Annotated in this window: 17 protein-coding genes; 5 read left to right on the top strand and 12 right to left on the bottom strand. The window is 60.5% G+C overall.

The features are described 5' to 3' along the window. Positions 1–352: 352 nt before the first annotated feature. Together CKW38_RS11690 and CKW38_RS11685 are read right to left on the bottom strand one after the other, a co-directional pair. The gene (locus tag CKW38_RS11690) at positions 353–1,549 is read right to left on the bottom strand and encodes a class I SAM-dependent rRNA methyltransferase (RefSeq protein ID WP_007913577.1); all 1,197 of its coding nucleotides are present in this window, start codon (positions 1,547–1,549) and stop codon (positions 353–355) included. A gap of 169 nt (positions 1,550–1,718) precedes the next feature. Next, complete coding sequence (locus CKW38_RS11685; RefSeq protein ID WP_007913579.1) at positions 1,719–2,258, bottom strand: type 1 glutamine amidotransferase domain-containing protein; 540 nt, start codon at positions 2,256–2,258, stop codon at positions 1,719–1,721. A 228-nt stretch (positions 2,259–2,486) separates the two neighbouring features. On the opposite strand from CKW38_RS11685, the gene CKW38_RS11680 reads away from it, so the two are divergent. From CKW38_RS11680 to CKW38_RS11670, 3 genes are all read left to right on the top strand, one after another. Then, complete coding sequence (locus tag CKW38_RS11680; RefSeq protein ID WP_162131202.1) at positions 2,487–3,299, top strand: HDOD domain-containing protein; 813 nt, start codon at positions 2,487–2,489, stop codon at positions 3,297–3,299. A 12-nt stretch (positions 3,300–3,311) separates the two neighbouring features. Beyond that, positions 3,312–4,124: a bifunctional DNA-formamidopyrimidine glycosylase/DNA-(apurinic or apyrimidinic site) lyase gene (gene mutM, locus CKW38_RS11675; protein WP_007913582.1), complete on the top strand. Its 813-nt coding sequence runs from the start codon at positions 3,312–3,314 to the stop codon at positions 4,122–4,124. A 69-nt stretch (positions 4,125–4,193) separates the two neighbouring features. Beyond that, positions 4,194–4,517: a hypothetical protein gene (locus CKW38_RS11670; protein WP_007913584.1), complete on the top strand. Its 324-nt coding sequence runs from the start codon at positions 4,194–4,196 to the stop codon at positions 4,515–4,517. A gap of 125 nt (positions 4,518–4,642) precedes the next feature. Here CKW38_RS11670 and CKW38_RS11665 read toward each other — a convergent pair whose 3' ends face one another. From CKW38_RS11665 to CKW38_RS11645, 5 genes are all read right to left on the bottom strand, one after another. Next, on the bottom strand, positions 4,643–4,894 hold the full coding sequence (locus tag CKW38_RS11665; RefSeq protein WP_095112806.1) for a YfhL family 4Fe-4S dicluster ferredoxin: 252 nt from the start codon (positions 4,892–4,894) through the stop codon (positions 4,643–4,645). A gap of 141 nt (positions 4,895–5,035) precedes the next feature. Then, positions 5,036–5,515: a pantetheine-phosphate adenylyltransferase gene (gene coaD, locus CKW38_RS11660; protein WP_003229157.1), complete on the bottom strand. Its 480-nt coding sequence runs from the start codon at positions 5,513–5,515 to the stop codon at positions 5,036–5,038. A 115-nt stretch (positions 5,516–5,630) separates the two neighbouring features. Next, positions 5,631–7,226 (bottom strand): GMC family oxidoreductase, encoded by a 1,596-nt coding sequence (locus CKW38_RS11655; protein WP_095112805.1) that lies wholly within the window; start codon positions 7,224–7,226, stop codon positions 5,631–5,633. Positions 7,227–7,317: 91 nt separating this feature from the next. Further along, complete coding sequence (locus CKW38_RS11650) at positions 7,318–7,863, bottom strand: twin-arginine translocation pathway signal protein (RefSeq protein ID WP_095112804.1); 546 nt, start codon at positions 7,861–7,863, stop codon at positions 7,318–7,320. Between the two features lie 29 nt (positions 7,864–7,892). After that, positions 7,893–9,323 (bottom strand): coniferyl aldehyde dehydrogenase, encoded by a 1,431-nt coding sequence (locus CKW38_RS11645; RefSeq protein WP_095112803.1) that lies wholly within the window; start codon positions 9,321–9,323, stop codon positions 7,893–7,895. Positions 9,324–9,469: 146 nt separating this feature from the next. On the opposite strand from CKW38_RS11645, the gene CKW38_RS11640 reads away from it, so the two are divergent. Together CKW38_RS11640 and CKW38_RS11635 are read left to right on the top strand one after the other, a co-directional pair. After that, on the top strand, positions 9,470–10,141 hold the full coding sequence (locus CKW38_RS11640) for a TetR/AcrR family transcriptional regulator (RefSeq protein WP_007913599.1): 672 nt from the start codon (positions 9,470–9,472) through the stop codon (positions 10,139–10,141). Positions 10,142–10,173: 32 nt separating this feature from the next. Then, a complete protein-coding gene (locus tag CKW38_RS11635; protein WP_095112802.1) occupies positions 10,174–11,028 on the top strand; it encodes a sulfurtransferase in 855 nt (284 codons plus the stop codon). Positions 11,029–11,106: 78 nt separating this feature from the next. Here the strand turns inward: CKW38_RS11635 and CKW38_RS11630 are convergent, their stop codons facing one another. From CKW38_RS11630 to CKW38_RS11610, 5 genes are all read right to left on the bottom strand, one after another. Continuing rightward, positions 11,107–11,937: an AraC family transcriptional regulator gene (locus tag CKW38_RS11630; protein ID WP_095112862.1), complete on the bottom strand. Its 831-nt coding sequence runs from the start codon at positions 11,935–11,937 to the stop codon at positions 11,107–11,109. After that, a complete protein-coding gene (locus tag CKW38_RS11625) occupies positions 11,934–12,929 on the bottom strand; it encodes a hydrolase (RefSeq protein WP_007913606.1) in 996 nt (331 codons plus the stop codon). Before CKW38_RS11625 ends, CKW38_RS11630 begins: the two co-directional genes overlap by 4 nt. Before the next feature lie 63 nt (positions 12,930–12,992). Next, positions 12,993–13,607, bottom strand: coding sequence for a 16S rRNA (guanine(966)-N(2))-methyltransferase RsmD (gene rsmD, locus CKW38_RS11620; protein WP_095112801.1), 615 nt, complete (start codon positions 13,605–13,607; stop codon positions 12,993–12,995). Then, positions 13,607–15,094, bottom strand: coding sequence for a pitrilysin family protein (locus tag CKW38_RS11615; protein WP_095112800.1), 1,488 nt, complete (start codon positions 15,092–15,094; stop codon positions 13,607–13,609). The genes rsmD and CKW38_RS11615 overlap by 1 nt, the downstream gene beginning before the upstream one ends. Next, on the bottom strand, positions 15,087–16,442 hold the full coding sequence (locus CKW38_RS11610) for a pitrilysin family protein (RefSeq protein ID WP_007913612.1): 1,356 nt from the start codon (positions 16,440–16,442) through the stop codon (positions 15,087–15,089). Before CKW38_RS11610 ends, CKW38_RS11615 begins: the two co-directional genes overlap by 8 nt. Between the last annotated feature and the right edge of the window lie 67 nt (positions 16,443–16,509).

Raw genomic sequence — 16,509 nt, 5'->3', positions numbered from 1 at the left:
GCAACCAGAAAAGCCAGGTTTGCGATTTTTTTACTTTCCAGACAAATACGTTTCATGATGTGAACTCCTTGTTCGTTGATAGTTGAAGTCACCTCGTGGTGACGACTTCATAATAGTTTGTAATGGATTATTGGCAAGAGGATATTAAGTAGGAAATTTCCAGTAATTTTGTCGGAGCAGTCTTTAGCCGGAAATAAACTTGTAGGGGAAGTTTCGGTAATAAAAAGATGTAAGGAAATGTCCTGCATGTCTGCGGGAATATAATTGTAGGAACTCGAGGGAGATAGCGAAGGGAAGGGTGATGCCTGAGATAAAAACGGGGAGCCTGCTGGCTCCCCGATGTCCGCATGGATCAGCTGTTGGGCAGCAATCGGCAGGTGATGCTCTTGATGTAGCGCGTTTCGGCGATGGCAGGGTGCACCGGGTGATCCGGACCCTGGCCGCCACGCTCGAGCAACTGGATGTTGCGATCCAGGTGACGCGCGCTGGTCAGCAGGATGTTCTGCAGGTCATCTTCCGGCAGGTGCATCGAGCACGATGCGCTGACCAGGATGCCGTCCTTGTTGAGCAGGCGCATGGCTTGCTCGTTCAGGCGGCGGTAGGCGCCTTCGCCGTTTTTCATGTCTTTCTTGCGTTTGATGAACGCTGGCGGGTCGGCCACGATCACGTCGAAACGTTCTTCGCTGGCTTTCAGTTCTTTCAGGGCTTCGAAGACGTCGCCTTCGATGCAGGTCATCTTGTCGGCGAAGCCGTTCAGCGCAGCGTTGCGCTCAACACCGTCGAGGGCGAAAGCCGAGGCATCGACGCAGAACACTTCGCTGGCGCCGAACGCCGCAGCCTGCACGCCCCAGCCACCGATGTAGCTATAGAGGTCGAGGACGCGTTTGCCTTTGGCGTAAGGGGCCAGGCGGGCGCGGTTCATGCGGTGGTCGTAGAACCAGCCGGTTTTCTGACCCTGAATCACCGGGGCTTCGAACTTCACGCCGTTCTCTTCCAGCGCCACCCACTCCGGCACCAGGCCGAACACGGTTTCGACGTAGCGGTTGAGGCCTTCAGCATCACGGGCAGCTGAGTCGTTCTTGAACAGGATACCGCTTGGCTTAAGCACTTGGGTCAGGGCCGCGATCACGTCATCTTTATGCGCTTCCATGGTCGCCGAGGCGATCTGCACCACAAGAATGTCGCCGAAACGGTCAACGACCAGGCCTGGCAACAGGTCGGAATCACCGTAGACCAGACGGTAGAACGGTTTGTCGAACAGGCGCTCGCGCAGCGACAAGGCCACGTTCAGACGGTGCACCAGCAGCGATTTGTCCAGCGCAACTTTGGTGTCGCGCGACAGCAGGCGGGCGCAGATCAGGTTGTTCGGGCTCATCGCCACGATGCCCAGCGGCTTGCCGCCAGCGGCTTCGAGGATGGCCTGGTCGCCGGCATTGAAGCCGTGCAGAGGGGTTGCGGCAACATCGATTTCGTTGCTGTAGACCCACAGGTGGCCGGCGCGCAGGCGACGGTCGGCGTTGGCTTTGAGGCGCAAGCTAGGCAGGGACATGACGTCGCTCCGGAAAAAAGAGCGGGAGTATAGCGTGTTGCGACTTGTGCCGGGTTTGATGAGCGATGAAACGCTGATGGCCCTTTCGCGAGCAAGCTCGCTCCCACAGTTGAGCGCGTTCCAATGTGGGAGCGACGATTCGACTTGCTCGCGAAGGCGGTTTTGACTTCTACGCAGACAGTGCGTCGATCAGCTCTTTGTTGAACGCCGGAATATCATCAGGCTGACGGCTGCTGATCAGGTGACCATCCTTGACCACTTCTTTATCGACCCAATTGGCCCCGGCATTCACCAGGTCATCCTTGAGCGTCTTGTAACTGGTCATGGTCTTGCCGTTGACCAGCCCCGCCGAGATCAGCAGCCAGCCGCCATGGCAGATCACCGCGATCGGTTTGCCGGCCGAGGCGCCGGTCTTGACCAGATGCTGGGCATCCTGATCGATGCGGATGGTGTCGGAGTTCTGCACGCCGCCCGGCAGGACGATTGCGTCGTACTGCTCGCTGCTGGCGCTCTGGAATGTCTGGTCGACCTTGAAGTCGTCCGCCGGTTTGTCGTGGTTCCAGCCTTTGACCTTGCCGGCCTCGGCGGAAAGGATGTCGACTTGCGCGCCGGCTTGCTCCAGTGCCTGCTTGGGACCGGTCAGTTCGACCTGTTCGAAACCGTCTGTTACCAAAATGGCGACGCGTTTGCCGTTGAGGGAGGTGGCCATCGATAAGCTCCTGAGTCTGTGGGAGTTTGCCGCCGTAATGGACCGGAGTGATCCGTTGGGCATTACAGATTCCGAAGCCGTGGCCTGAATGAAAGTTCCTGACAATTGCCCACTGGTGTGTCGTCGTGCGGTTTTTAGAGGTTAGAATCGCCGCCTGTCCCAGAGTGTGTACTTATGTCCCAAGAGCTGACCACCGAACAGATTCAACAATCGCTGCAAGGCATCAGTGTGCCGGCGCAACCGCAGATCATGGTGGATCTGCAAATGGAGCAGTACATGCCCGACCCGGACCTGGAGGTGATCGCCAAGCTGATCTCCCAGGATCCCGGCCTGTCCGGTTCGCTGCTGAAAATCGTCAACTCGCCGTATTACGGCCTGAGCAACAAGATCACTTCGATCCAGCGTGCGGTGAACCTGCTGGGCAGCCGTTCGATCATCAACCTGATCAACGCGCAGTCGATCAAGGGCGAGATGAATGACGACACCATCGTTACGCTCAACCGTTTCTGGGACACTGCCCAGGATGTGGCGATGACGTGCCTGACGCTGGCCAAGCGTATTGGCACTCAGGCGGGCGATGAGGCTTACGCCTTGGGCCTGTTCCACGATTGCGGCGTACCTTTGATGTTGCAGCGCTTCCCCAATTACATGACGGTTCTGGAAAAGGCTTACGCCAACGCCAGCGCCGAATGTCGCGTAGTGGACACTGAAAACAGCGAGTTCAATACCAACCATGCAGTGGTTGGTTACTACACGGCCAAGTCCTGGCGTCTACCGGAGCATGTCAGCGCGGCCATCGCCAATCACCACAACGCCCTGGCGATTTTCAGCGATGAGACGTCACGCAACAGTCAGCTGAAAAACCTGCTGGCGATCCTGAAAATGGCCGAGCATATCTGCGCGTCGTATCGCGTGCTGGGCAACCAGACCGAAGATTTCGAATGGAACGCCGTCGGGCCGTTGGTACTCGATTACGTAGGGCTGTCGGATTACGACTTCGAAACCCTCAAACAAACGATCCGCGACCTCGGCGCGCATTGATTCGAGGACGCTATGCCTGAACTGCCGGAAGTCGAAACCACTCGTCGCGGGATTGCCCCGCACCTGGAAGGCCAGCGTGTCAGCCGGGTGATCGTGCGGGACCGGCGGTTGCGCTGGCCGATCCCCGAAGACCTCGATGTGCGTCTGTCGGGGCAGCGAATCGTTCTGGTCGAACGACGGGCCAAGTACCTGTTGATCAATGCCGAGGTTGGTACGCTGATCAGCCACTTGGGCATGTCGGGCAATTTGCGTCTGGTCGAAGTCGGTTTGCCGGCGCTCAAGCATGAACACGTCGATATTGAACTGGAGTCGGGGCTGGCGCTGCGCTACACCGATCCGCGACGGTTCGGCGCGATGTTGTGGAGCAATGATCCGCTCAATCATGAATTGCTGATTCGTCTCGGCCCGGAGCCACTGACCGATCTGTTCGATGGCGAGCGTTTGTTTCAGCTGTCGCGCGGGCGTTCGATGGCGGTCAAACCGTTCATCATGGACAACGCGGTGGTGGTCGGGGTCGGCAATATTTATGCGACCGAAGCGCTGTTCGCTGCCGGGATTGATCCGCGTCGTGAAGCCGGGGGCATTTCCCGGGGGCGCTATCTGAAGCTGGCCATCGAGATCAAACGCATTCTAGCCGCTGCCATTGAACGTGGCGGGACGACGTTGCGCGATTTCATCGGCGGTGACGGTCAGCCGGGCTATTTCCAACAGGAACTGTTTGTCTATGGCCGTGGCGGTGAACACTGCAAGGTCTGTGGCACCGGCTTGCGTGAAGTGAAGCTGGGCCAGCGTGCCAGTGTGTTCTGCCCGCGCTGCCAGAGCTGAGGAAAACGGCTGAAAAAGTCCTACGGTCTATAGTGAGTTGTCTCACTGTTAAGCCCGAAGGATCGTGCCATGAAATCCTTGCAAGTCCTCTTTGTTACGCTGCTGCTGTGTTCCAGTCTGGCTGTTCAAGCCGCGGAAAATGGCAGTGGCGATCCGCGTTACACCATCCAGAATCCCCCGGCCTACGCGATGATCGGCGACTTGCTGATTGCCCGACCTTTATTGGTGGTGGCGACGGTGATTGGTGCGGGGGCGTTTGTCGTGTCGTTGCCGTTTACCGCACTGGGTGGCGGGGTGGGCGATGCGGGGCAGGCGTTGGTGGTGGATCCGGCGAAAGCCGCTTTTGTGCGGTGCCTGGGGTGTATCGGGGAGGGGTTTGAGCAGCGCGAGTAAGCTGATCAGGGATTTCCTGTGTGGCTGACGGCCTCATCGCGAGCAGGCTCACTCCTACAGTTGAAATGCGTTCCAATGTAGGAGTGAGCCTGCTCGCGATGGCGTCTGTACAGGCGCTGGAAGACTCAAGCCTTGCCGATAATCTTGCGGTATTTCTCCATCAACTGTTCTTCAGTCTCCGGATGCGCTTCGTCCAGCGGAATGCAATCCACCGGGCAAACCTGTTGGCATTGCGGTTCGTCGTAGTGGCCGACGCACTGGGTGCACAGGTTCGGGTCGATCACATAGATCTCTTCGCCTTGGGAGATGGCGGCGTTCGGGCACTCGGGTTCGCAGACGTCGCAGTTGATGCAATCGTCGGTGATGATCAGGGACATGCTAACTCCAGCCAGGGCGGCAGGCCCGGGCGCTATAAATCAATGCGCGCAATTGTGCCGCATTGGCGCGCGCAGTGCACGCTGCTGCGATCAAGGGCTGTAATCAACAGCCAGGATCGCAGTCCGAGCCTTCGGCAGCGCCTACTTTTTGAAGCGCAGGGTCAGCGCATCGGCCACAGCGGGGTGGACGAATTTGCTGATATCGCCGCCCAGCGCGGCAATTTCCCGCACCAGCGTCGAGGAAATGAACGAATAACGCTCGGACGGGGTGAGAAACAGACTCTCCACATCCGGGGCCAACTGGCGATTCATGTTGGCCAGCTGGAATTCGTATTCGAAGTCCGACACCGCGCGTAAACCACGCAGGAACACATTGGCGTTCTGCTCTTTGGCGAAATGCGCCAGCAGCGTCGAGAAGCCGACCACTTCCACGTTCGGCAGGTGTTTGGTGACCTCGCGAGCCAGTTCGACCCGTTGTTCCAGCGGGAACAGCGGGTTCTTTTTCGGGCTGGCAGCGACCGCAATGATCACGTGGTCGAACAGGCGCGAGGCGCGTTCGACCAGATCGCCATGGCCCTTGGTAATAGGGTCGAAGGTACCTGGGTACAACACTCGGTTCATCGCGTCGTCCTGGCGGGAGTCCGTTGGGGAGTCGGATGGTATCGCAGCCGTCCCGGTCGGCCAAGTCGCCTGTTGGGTAAGAAAGCACTATAGACGATGGCAATAATCGGTTTTTTCACGGGTTTCTCAGCCGATCGACGAGGGATGTCGCCAGTTGCGCGGTCAGGCCATACACCGACAGCTGCGGGTTGGCGCCGATGCTGGTGGGGAACAGTGAGCCGTCATGGATCGACAGATTAGCCAGTTGATGATGCCGGCCGAGACTGTCGGTGACCGCGCTTTTCGGGTCTTCGCCCATCGCGCAGCCGCCCATGACGTGAGCGCTGCCCAACCGAGTGCGGTACAGCTCAAGGCTCAAACCATCGATCAGCGTGCGCGCTTCGGCCAAGGTTTTCGCGTATCGGGCGTCGGCGTGCATCGGCATTACCGATTTCGCACCGCCGGCGAACTGGATTTCGGCCATGACATGAAAGGCCCGGCGCAGGCCGTCCCAGGCGTAGGGCGAAACCTGATAGTCGAGCACCGGCGAACCATCGCCCCGTAATTCGACTGCGCCACCCGTGCTGTCCGGGTGAAAACCGTCGCGCAGCAACGCCAGCATGGCGTGGGTGTGCGGCAGGTCCGCCATGTGTTGCGCACTCTCCTCGCCAAAGCCGCCGAGCAGGGTGGCCGCCAGTGCCGGATGCAACGGTGGTACTTCAAGTTTGAAAGCCATCGGCCCGGTGGTGCCGTCCTTCCATTGGAAATGGTCGGAATAGATCGACTGCGGCGCCCCGTAGAACGGGTTGATGACTTCGTCGAAGCGCGCGGCGGACATGTTCACCGGGTGCAGGAAGGTGCGTTTCCCGAGGTTTTTATGCGGATCCGGGGCATCCGAACGCAGCAACAGCGCCGGGCTGTTGATGCCGCCGCCGGCGAGCACGTAATGCCTCGCGTTGACGGTGATTTTGCGGCCGGTCGGTTCAACGCAGCGCTCATCCATCGCCACGCATTGCAGGCCAGTGACTTTGTTGCCGCTGATCAGCAGTTTCTCCGCTCGGGCCAGATAAAGCAGCTCGCCGCCCTTTTCCAGCGTCGCCGGAATAGTCGTGACCATCATTGATTGCTTGGCGTTGGTCGGGCAGCCCATGCCGCAGTAACCAAGGTTCCAGCAGCCGCGCACATTGCGCGGGATCACGTGCCAGCTGTAGCCGAGTTGCTCACAGCCTTTGCGGATCACGTCGTTGTTGGCATTGGGCGGGACCATCCACGGCGCTACGCCGAGGCGCTGTTCCATTTTCTCGAACCACGGCGCCATCTCGGTGGGGCTATGGCCTTTGACGTTGTGTTCTTTGGCCCAGTGTTCGAGGGTCGGCTCCGGCGTGCGAAAGCTCGAGGTCCAGTTGATCAGCGTTGTGCCGCCAACCGCGCGGCCTTGCAGAATGGTGATCGCGCCGTCCTTGCTCATGCGGCCGATGCCCTCCTGATAGAGGCTGCTGTAGGCCTGGTCTTCGAGCATTTTGAAATCTGAACTGGTTTTCAGCGGGCCTTCTTCGATCAGCAGGACTTTGTAGCCGGCAGCGCTGAGGATTTCCGCAGTGGTGCCGCCACCGGCGCCGCTGCCGATGATAGCGACGTCGGCTTCAAGGGTGAGGTCGTCGCTCAGTTGTGCGCCGTTGTAGGTTTTCCAGCCTCGGGCGAGGCCTTCGCGGAACGGGTCGGGTACGGGCATCGATCAGGTTCTCTTTATTATTTTTGGATGCAAGGTGTGGCGGTCGCCCCCTGTGGCAGCGAGCCTGCTCGCGAAGGGCGCGACGCGGATCTCAAACGGTAGGCGGGCCGGGATAACCGCAATGCGCCCACGATTCGGGGCGGGTGTACCAGGCCATCATCACCATCTGCTGCAACGAGCTATGCCCCATGCGTAACAGACTCAACGAGCTGTTTTCCCAGCGATCAAGGAAATGCCGCATCGCCTCGGCACTGGCGTTTTCCCAACTGCCCCAGATCCCGGTGAGTGGCCCGCGCGTCACCGCCATGCCGAGCACGTCGAACAACTGCCGGATGAGTTTGAGCATTTCCGGCGACAGGTGATCGAGGCTGTAGTCCAGCGACTTGAGCGTGCCTTCAACAGCGACCGGCATTTTCTCGGCCGCCAAGGCGCCGTCGAGCATCACCGGAATCAGCGCGCGCAGAAACAGCAGGTCGCCGTCGCGCAGCGAGACAAAACCGTTGGCCGCGACGCTCGACGAGCAGCCGCTAAGGCTGGCGCCGAGTCCGGCGGTGGCGAGGAACGCCGTAGCGCCGAGGCTGAATTTCAGCAGGCCACGGCGTGACAGTGCAGGTGTTTCGGTCAGGCTTGGGTGCATTATTTTTATTACCCGGCGGTGACGAAGGTTTAGCGAATGAACAGCTTCTGGATCAGTTTCTGAATCGATTTGCCGTAGGGCGGATAAATCAGCCTGGCCGCGTTGAACCGCTGTTTGATCAGCACGCCTTTGGCTTTGCTGAAGGTCAAAAAGCCTTCGTGACCGTGGTAGTGGCCCATGCCGGAAGCACCGATGCCGCCGAACGGCATGTCGTCCTGAGCCACATGCAGCAACGTGTCGTTCAGGCACACGCCGCCGGAATGGGTTTCGTGCAGCACACGGTTCTGTTCGCGTTTGTCGTAGCCAAAGTAGTAAAGAGCCAGAGGACGTGGCCGCTGATTGATGTAAGCGAATGCCTGCTCCAGATCCTGATACGGCACGATCGGCAGCAGCGGCCCGAAGATTTCGTCCTGCATCACCGTCATCTCGTCGCTGACATTCAGCAGCACGCTGTGCGGCATGCGCCGGCCCTGGCCCTGCTCGAACAGCGGAATCAACAGCGCACCCTTGCTGGTGGCGTCGCTGACGTAGCCGTTGAGCCGTGCCAATTGGCGTTCGTTGATGATCGCCGTGTAGTCCGGATTGTCAGTGAGTGTCGGATAGAAACCCTGCACGGCCTGGCGATAGGCTTCGACAAAAGCACCGACCCGGTCTTCCGGCACCAGCACGTAATCCGGGGCAACGCAGGTCTGGCCGGCGTTGAGGGTTTTACCGAAGGCGATGCGCTCGGCAGCATCCTTGAGCGGCACATCGTGGGAGACGATAGCCGGCGACTTGCCGCCCAGTTCCAGGGTGACCGGGGTCAGGTTTTCGGCGGCGGCGCGCATCACGTGTTTGCCGATGCTGGTGGCGCCGGTAAACAGCAAGTGGTCGAAGCGCAAGCGCGAGAACGCCACGCCGATGTCGGCTTCACCGAGCACCACGCAGACCAGGTCTTCGGGGAAAATTCTCGCCAGCAACTCTTTCATCAACAAGCCGGTGGCCGGGGTCGATTCACTGAGTTTGAGCATCACCCGGTTACCCGCTGCCAGGGCGCCGACCAGCGGGCCGACGGCCAGATACAGCGGGTAATTCCACGGCACGATGACGCCGACTACGCCCAGAGGCTGATACACCACTTTTGCCGAAGCAGGCTGGAACGCGATGCCGACCTTGCGTCGCGAAGCTTTCATCCAGCCTTTGAGATGACGGCTGGCGTAATGAATGCCGTGCAAGCTTGGCATCAGCTCGGCGAGCAGGGTTTCATCGGCGCTGCGATGGCTGAAATCGGAGCTGATTGCCTCGATCAATGCCTGACGCTCGTTGCTCAGCAAATCACTCAGCGCCTTGAGCCATTGCTGGCGTTGGGCGGCGGGTGGCATCGGGTTCGCGGCATACGCAGCCCGCTGCGCCTCGAACAACCGGTCCAGCTCGGCCAGCGGTTGTTGCAGCGTTTGCAGGTAGGCAATGTCGGCAGTCATGGTCTGCTCCGGATTTATTGTAATGATGAACTTTTTAGAGTCTATGCTCTAGAAAGTCAAATGACTTCCTTGCACAGCATTGTTTTATCCATTTCCGGTTAGGTCGTAAGATGCCCCCCAACGCACTCTGAATTAAAGCTCAAGCCATGGCCCCACGAATAAAAACCAGCGAGCGTATCGTGCTGAACAGCCTTGAGCTGTTCAATCAACAGGGCGAGCGCAGCATCAGCACTAATCACATTGCCGCCCACATGGAGATTTCTCCCGGCAATCTGTACTACCACTTCCCCAACAAGCAGGCGATCATCGCCGTGTTGTTCAGTGAGTACGAAAGCCTCGTGGACAGCTTTCTGCGTCCGCCGCAGGGGCGTGCGGCGACGGTCGAGGACAAGCGTTTCTATCTCAAGGAATTGCTCTCGGCGATGTGGCGCTACCGCTTTCTGCACCGCGATCTGGAGCATCTGCTCGACAGCGATCCGGAACTGGCCGCCCGCTATCGGCGCTTCTCGCAACGCTGTGTGATTCAGGGCGCGGCGATCTACGAAGGTTTTGTCGCCGCCGGGATTCTCGATATGGACCGCGTGCAAATCGAATCCCTGACCCTCAATGCCTGGATCATCCTGACGTCGTGGGTGCGCTTCCTGTGCACCACCCGCGAGAATTCCAACCACCTCAGTGAACAAGCCATTAAACGTGGCGTGTATCAGGTGCTGGTGCTGGAAGCCGGGTTTGTCACCGAGCAGGCGCGAGACGAGGTCAATGCGTTGTTCGAGGAGTTCTACGTGCCGCTGGCCCAGGCCCTCGAAGACGTGAAATAAACCGTTCTGTTGAAATCCCCCAGGAGCCTGTTATGCCGATTGCGCAACTGATCAGCCCCGAAGCACTGGATGCCCGCAGGGCGCAGCCGGGACTGGTGATTCTCGATTGTCGTTTTGCCCTCGAAGACCCGGACTACGGCCAGCGCAGCTATGCCGAAGGGCACATTGCCGGGGCGAGCTTCGCCGATCTTGAGCGTGACCTCAGCGGTAAAGTGGTCAAAGGCGTGACTGGCCGTCATCCGTTGCCCGAGCCGGCGGCGTTGATCGAGCGGCTGCAGACCTGGGGCATCAACAACGACAGCGATGTGATTTTGTACGATGACGGTCCCGGTGCCTACGCGGCGCGGGCGTGGTGGTTGCTGGCGTGGCTGGGCAAGCGCGATGGCGTGTTCATTCTCGATGGCGGGCTCAAGGCGTGGCATGCGGCGGGGCTGCCGCTGAGCCTGGATGCGCCGACGGTCAGTCGCGGTAGTTTCAGTGGTCAGGCGGATATGAGCCTGCTGATCAGCGCCGAAAAATTGCAAAAGCGTCTTGGCCAACCTGCGTTGACCTTGATTGATGCTCGGGCTTTGCCGCGATTCAAGGGGGAGGTCGAACCAATTGATCCGATTGCCGGACATATTCCCGGCGCGCAATGCGCGGCGTTCACCGACAACCTCGGCAACGATGGGCGATTCCTGCCGGCGGATCAGCTCAAACAACGTTTTGCCGCCAAGCTCGGCGAGCGCTCGCCAGCGGATCTGGTGGCGTATTGCGGGTCTGGCGTGACGGCGTGTCACAACCTGTTTGCGTTGTGTCTGGCGGGTTATCCGTTGGGGTCGTTGTACGCTGGATCATGGAGCGAGTGGATCAACGAGCCTTCGCGCGGTATCGCCACCGGCGAATAAGATCAAAAGATCGCAGCCTTCGGCAGCTCCTGCATTGGAATGCATTTCCCTGTAGGAGCTGCCGAAGGCTGCGATCTTTTAGCTTTCCATCCGGGCGTTACGGTAGGCGGCGGGCCCGACGCCATAAGCCTGCTTGAATTGCCGGCTCAAGTGGCTCTGATCGGCAAACCCCAATTGTGTGGCGACTTCCACCGGCAGGCAGCCGTGTTGCAGGAGTGCGCGGGCCTGGGCGATACGTTGCTGCATCAGCCAGGTGTGCGGCGGCATACCAGTAGCGCGGCGAAACACTCGGGCGAAATGGAACGGCGACAGATTGACCGCCGCCGCGAGCTCTTCAAGTGACGGTGGCGCCGCCAGTTGCGCGTGCAGCAATTCTTTGCCCAACAGCACTGCGCGGTGTTCCTTGCCGGCTCGACCGGGCACCGGCACCGCCGCATGGCGCTGCAACAGCAGCAACATCATCTCGCGCCACATCGTTTGCTGTTGCAGCGCGGTCGCTGGGCTTTCCAGCAAGCGGTGCAATTGCGCAAAGCCGTTGACCAGATCCGCATCGCGATACAGCGTGGCGCCGAACGCCGGCAGACTCGTGGTGGACAGCTCCAACTCATCCAGCAACGAAACGATCTGTGAAGTATCGGGATAAAACGCCCGATACAGCCAGCCGTCCTCGGTGCCTTTGTGCCCGGTGTGCAATTCGTCCGGATTGATCAACACCAGTGTGCCGCTGCCAGCCAGATGCTCGGCGCCGCGATAGCGATAACGCTGGGCACCGGCCATGATCATGCCGATCACGAATCCGTCGTGCACATGCGGGGTGAAGCGCTGCTCGATGTAGCGCGCCGACAACAACTCGACCCCGGCCAGCGGCGCGGTTTGCCAGAAGCGGATCGACTCGCCCTGACCGCTCATGCGGGCACGCTGGCCAGCCACTGCGGGATGCGTCGTTCCAGGTAATAACCAGGCTGACGTAGCGAGCCGTCGACAAAGCCGACATGCCCGCCGCGTGCCTGCAATTCGAAAGCGGTCGACGCCGACAGCTCACTGGCTTGCGGCAAGCTGTGCGGGAACACGAACGGATCGTCCGCCGCCTGAATGATCAGGGTCGGCGTGCGGATCTCACCGAGGAAGTAGCGGCTTGAAGCGCGGCGATAGTAATCCTCGGCATCATTGAAACCGTGCAACGGCGCGGTTACCCGGCCATCGAAATCCCAGAACGTGCGCATGTTTTCCAGCGAGCCGAGGGCTGCCAGCGCGGCGAGTCCGTCTTCGCGACCGTCATGCTGAAACTGCCGTTGCTTGTTCTTGATGTAAGCGACCATCTCGCGCATGAAGTGCGCCTGATAGACCTTGGAAAATCCCTGGCCGATGCGGTCGGCGCATTGGTCGAGGCGAAACGGCACCGACACTGCGACTGCACCGAGCACACCGCTGGCGCTGCCGGTTTCCCCAAGATGTTTGAGCAGCACGTTGCCGCCCAGGGAGTAGCCGACGGCATACAACGGTGCCAATGGTCGTTTGGCGCGCAGGTGCTTGATTGTCTCGGCGAGGTCTTCGCTGGCGCCGGAGTGATAACTGCGCGGGAGCAGATTCGGTTCACCGGAACAGCCACGCCAGTTCAGCGCCACGCTGGCCCAGCCTTGATCGGCCAGCGCCTTCTGGATACCGGCGACGTAAGGCGAATTGGAGGAGCCGGTCAGGCCGTGCAGTACCAACACCAGGGGCGCATCGGCGGTGTGCGGGCCGTGCCAGTCGAGGTCGAGGAAGTCGCCATCCTCGAGCCATAGGCGTTCACGTTCACGCTCGATATGTACGGTTTTGCGCCACAGCGGCCCCCACAAGGTTTGCAGGTGCGGATTGCCGAGGCCGAGGGCGGGGGTGAAGCGTTCTGAAGAGGTGGACACGATGATTCTCGATGCAGAGCGGCGACCCTGTTGGAAGGGGCGCCGCCTATTCAGACCGGTCGATTAACCGGCGATCTCTGCCGTACGTTGCCACAGCGCGTAGTAAACCCGGCCGGATTTCTGTTCGCGGTGCAGGCGCCAGTTGCCCGGCAGGCCCAGCGTCGATGGCGCCGTTTCGCTTTCAGTGTAGATCCACGAGTCCGGCGCCAGCCACTGACGCTCTTCGAGCAAGGTGCAGACGGCAGGCAGCAGGTTCTGGTTGAACGGCGGATCGAGGAACACCAGGTCGTACGCGTTGGCGGTCTGGGTTTCCAGATAACGCAGGGCGTCGGCCGTCTGCACCTGGCCGTTGGTGCAGCGCAGGGTACCGAGGTGTTCTTTCAGGCTGGACACCGCAATGTTGCTGGCATCCAGTGCCTGGCCCATGGCCGCGCCACGGGACAGCGCTTCGAGAAACAGCGCGCCGCTGCCGGCGAACGGATCGAGTACCTTGGCCCCTTCAACATACGGCGCGAGCCAGTTGAACAGGGTTTCACGCACGCGGTCCGGCGTCGGGCGCAGGCCCGGCGCATCGGGGAAGCTCAGCTTGCGGCTGCGCCATTGGCCGCCAATGATGCGCAACTGGTTCACACCGTTGTGGACGTTGTGCGCAGGCTTTTTAGGGGAACGAGTTGCCATTAATGCTCCGGAACCCCGAGCGGTTGCTCGGCAGGTTTATCAGATGGGGCCGGTAACGGCTTTTGCGGCACGGTCGGGCCAGCGGTGACGATGACCATTTTGTCCGTGCTCAGGTGTTTGTTCAGGGCGTCGCGGACTTGTTCCACGGTCAGGCTTTGCGACTGACGCATGAAATCATCCAGATAGCTCAGCGGCAGATTATAGAAGCCCATCGCGCCAAGTTGGCCGACGATATCGGCATTGCTCGCGGTGGACAGCGGGAAGCTGCCGGCCAGTTCGCGTTTGGCGTCATCGAGTTCTTTCTGCGTCGGCCCGGTTTTCAGATAGTCGGCGAGCACGTCCTGCACCAGTTTCAGGGTGCCTTCGCTCATTTCTGCGCGGGTCTGCAGGTTGATCATGAACGGGCCACGTGCCTGCATCGGGCTGAATGCCGAGTACACGCCGTAGGTCAGGCCGCGTTTCTCACGCACTTCGCTCATCAGGCGCGTGCCGAAACCGCCACCACCGAGGATCTGGTTGCCCATCGACAGCGCCGCGTAATCCGGATCGTCACGGTCGATGCCCAGTTGCGCGAGCATCAGGTTGGTTTGCTTCGACGGGAACTCGATGTGGTTGATGCTGGCTTTCGGTTCCTGCGGCTGAGCGATTTTCGCCAGCGCCGGGCCTTTGGGCAGGGCCGAGGAGACCTGATTGGCAATCGCCTCGGCTTCCGCGCGCGACAGATCACCGACCAGCGCGATGACCACGTTGCCAGCGGCGTAGGCCTTGGCGTGGAACTCACGCAACTGCGCAAGGGTAATCTTCGGCACGCTCTGTGGATTGCCGTCACTCGAATGCGCGTACGGGTGGTCGCCATAAAGACGCTTCATCAGCTCAAGGCTGGCGAGTTTGCCGGGGTTCTGTTTCTGGTATTCGAAACCGGCGAGCATCTGGTTCTTGATACGCGCGAAGGAGTCGGCCGGGAAGGTCGGTTTACCGACCACTTCCGAGAACAGCTTCAAGGCCGGTTCGCGTTTGTCGGCAGCACTCAGGCTGCGCAGCGAGGCCAACGCCATGTCCTTGAACGCACCGTTGCCGAAATCCGCCCCCAGACCTTCAAAGCCCTGAGCGATGGCGCCGACGTCTTTACCGGCAACACCTTCGTTGAGCATCGCGTTGGTCAGTACCGCCAGACCCGATGCGCTGCCGTCCTGGCTGCTGCCGGCGGCGAAGATCAGGCGCATGTCGAACATCGGCAGCTCATGGGCTTCGACGAACAGCACTTTGGCGCCTGCGGCGGTGTTCCAGGTTTGCACGTCGAGTTTGCGGCTGGCCGGGGCCTTGCCGTCGAGTTCGGCCAGCGATTGCAGCTTCTGGCTGGACTTGGCGCTGTCGAGGGCTTCGCTGGCATTGCTGTCAGCGCCCGGCGACAGGTAGAACGCGGCAGAGCCAATCACCGCCACGGCGATCAGGCCGAGCAGCAGGCGTGGGGATTTGCGCTCACTCATGAGTCGTCTCCAGTGGCAGGACGTGGGCGACGCTGAGACGTTCGCGGGTGAAATACAGCTTGGCGGCGTTCTGAATGTCTTGCGGGGTCACGCTTTCCAGATCGGCGAGTTCGGTGTCCATCAGTTTCCACGACAGGCCTACGGTCTCGAGTTGACCGATGGCGGTGGCCTGGCTGGTGATCGAATCACGTTCGAACACCAGACCGGCGATCACTTGTGCACGTACGCGCTCGAGTTCTTCGGCGGACGGCGCGGTGGTTTTCAGCTGCTCCAGCAACTTCCACAGACCGGCCTCGGCTTGCGCGATGGTCTTTTTCTTCTGCGTGTTCGGCGTTGCCGAGAGGGTGAACAGGCTGTCGCCACGGGTGTAGGCGTCGTAGCTCGACGAACCGCCGGAGACCAGTTCTTCGCCGCGCTCCAGTTGCGTCGGGATGCGCCCGCTGTAACCGCCGTCGAGCAGGGCCGAGATCAGGCGCAAGGCGTTGACCGAGCGTTTGTCTTCAGCCGTCGCAATGCTTGGCACGTTGAAACCGAGCATCAAGCTAGGCAACTGAGTCTGCACGTGCAGGGTGATCTGGCGTTCGCCGGGCTCGGCCAGTTCCAGTGGTTTTTTCGCCGGTGGCACGTCGCGCTTGGCGATCGGGCCGAAATAGCGCTGGGCGAGGGTTTTCACTTCGTCTGGAGTGACGTCGCCGACCACCACCAGTGTGGCGTTGTTCGGCACGTACCAGGATTGGTACCAGTGGCGCAGCTCTTCGACCTTCATGCGGTCGAGGTCGGCCATCCAGCCAATGGTCGGCGTGTGGTAGCCGCTGGCCGGGTAGGCCATGGCCTTGTAGCGCTCGTAAGCCTTGGACATCGGCTTGTCATCGGTGCGCAAGCGGCGCTCTTCCTTGATGACTTCGATTTCCTTGGCGAACTCGTCGGCCGGCAGGCGCAGATTGGCCATGCGGTCCGCTTCCAGTTCGAAGGCTACGCCCAGACGGTCGCGAGCCAGCACCTGGTAATAAGCAGTGAAGTCGTCGCTGGTGAAGGCGTTCTCTTCTGCGCCCAGATCACGCAGGATCAAAGAGGCTTCGCCGGGACCGACTTTCTCGCTGCCCTTGAACATCATGTGCTCAAGCGCGTGGGACAGACCGGTCTGGCCCGGGGTTTCGTAGCTGGAGCCGACCTTGTACCAGACCTGCGAGACCACCACGGGCGCGCGATGGTCTTCGCGCACGACGACCTTGAGGCCGTTGTCGAGGGTGAATTCGTGGGTCGGTTGCGGGTCGGCCGCCAGGGCCGAAAGGGGCAGGCAGACTGTGCTGAGCAGCAGGCCTGCAGCGCGGCGGGCTAGAGCATTCATTCGTTTTTTAACCTGTTGGGCTGCCCGCTTGGTCTTAGCCTAGGCGGGCGAGGAGGTGCTAGGATAC

It is taken from the genome of Pseudomonas sp. Irchel 3H7 (assembly GCF_900187605.1).
In the GTDB taxonomy this organism is placed as follows: Bacteria; Pseudomonadota; Gammaproteobacteria; order Pseudomonadales; family Pseudomonadaceae; genus Aquipseudomonas.
Note: the sequence above shows the minus strand (reverse complement) of the source record. Positions and strands in the feature narration are given on the sequence as shown.

Excerpts from the sequence above, each read along its gene's own strand:
- CKW38_RS11690 (WP_007913577.1), bottom strand. The coding sequence starts at position 1,549 with ATGTCCCTGCCTAGCTTGCGCCTCAAAGCCAACGCCGACCGTCGCCTG.
- CKW38_RS11685 (WP_007913579.1), bottom strand. The coding sequence starts at position 2,258 with ATGGCCACCTCCCTCAACGGCAAACGCGTCGCCATTTTGGTAACAGAC.
- mutM (WP_007913582.1), top strand. The coding sequence starts at position 3,312 with ATGCCTGAACTGCCGGAAGTCGAAACCACTCGTCGCGGGATTGCCCCG.
- CKW38_RS11670 (WP_007913584.1), top strand. The coding sequence starts at position 4,194 with ATGAAATCCTTGCAAGTCCTCTTTGTTACGCTGCTGCTGTGTTCCAGT.
- CKW38_RS11665 (WP_095112806.1), bottom strand. The coding sequence starts at position 4,894 with ATGTCCCTGATCATCACCGACGATTGCATCAACTGCGACGTCTGCGAA.
- coaD (WP_003229157.1), bottom strand. The coding sequence starts at position 5,515 with ATGAACCGAGTGTTGTACCCAGGTACCTTCGACCCTATTACCAAGGGC.
- CKW38_RS11655 (WP_095112805.1), bottom strand. The coding sequence starts at position 7,226 with ATGCCCGTACCCGACCCGTTCCGCGAAGGCCTCGCCCGAGGCTGGAAA.
- CKW38_RS11650 (WP_095112804.1), bottom strand. The coding sequence starts at position 7,863 with ATGCACCCAAGCCTGACCGAAACACCTGCACTGTCACGCCGTGGCCTG.
- CKW38_RS11645 (WP_095112803.1), bottom strand. The coding sequence starts at position 9,323 with ATGACTGCCGACATTGCCTACCTGCAAACGCTGCAACAACCGCTGGCC.
- CKW38_RS11640 (WP_007913599.1), top strand. The coding sequence starts at position 9,470 with ATGGCCCCACGAATAAAAACCAGCGAGCGTATCGTGCTGAACAGCCTT.
- CKW38_RS11635 (WP_095112802.1), top strand. The coding sequence starts at position 10,174 with ATGCCGATTGCGCAACTGATCAGCCCCGAAGCACTGGATGCCCGCAGG.
- CKW38_RS11630 (WP_095112862.1), bottom strand. The coding sequence starts at position 11,937 with ATGAGCGGTCAGGGCGAGTCGATCCGCTTCTGGCAAACCGCGCCGCTG.
- rsmD (WP_095112801.1), bottom strand. The coding sequence starts at position 13,607 with ATGGCAACTCGTTCCCCTAAAAAGCCTGCGCACAACGTCCACAACGGT.
- CKW38_RS11615 (WP_095112800.1), bottom strand. The coding sequence starts at position 15,094 with ATGAGTGAGCGCAAATCCCCACGCCTGCTGCTCGGCCTGATCGCCGTG.
- CKW38_RS11610 (WP_007913612.1), bottom strand. The coding sequence starts at position 16,442 with ATGAATGCTCTAGCCCGCCGCGCTGCAGGCCTGCTGCTCAGCACAGTC.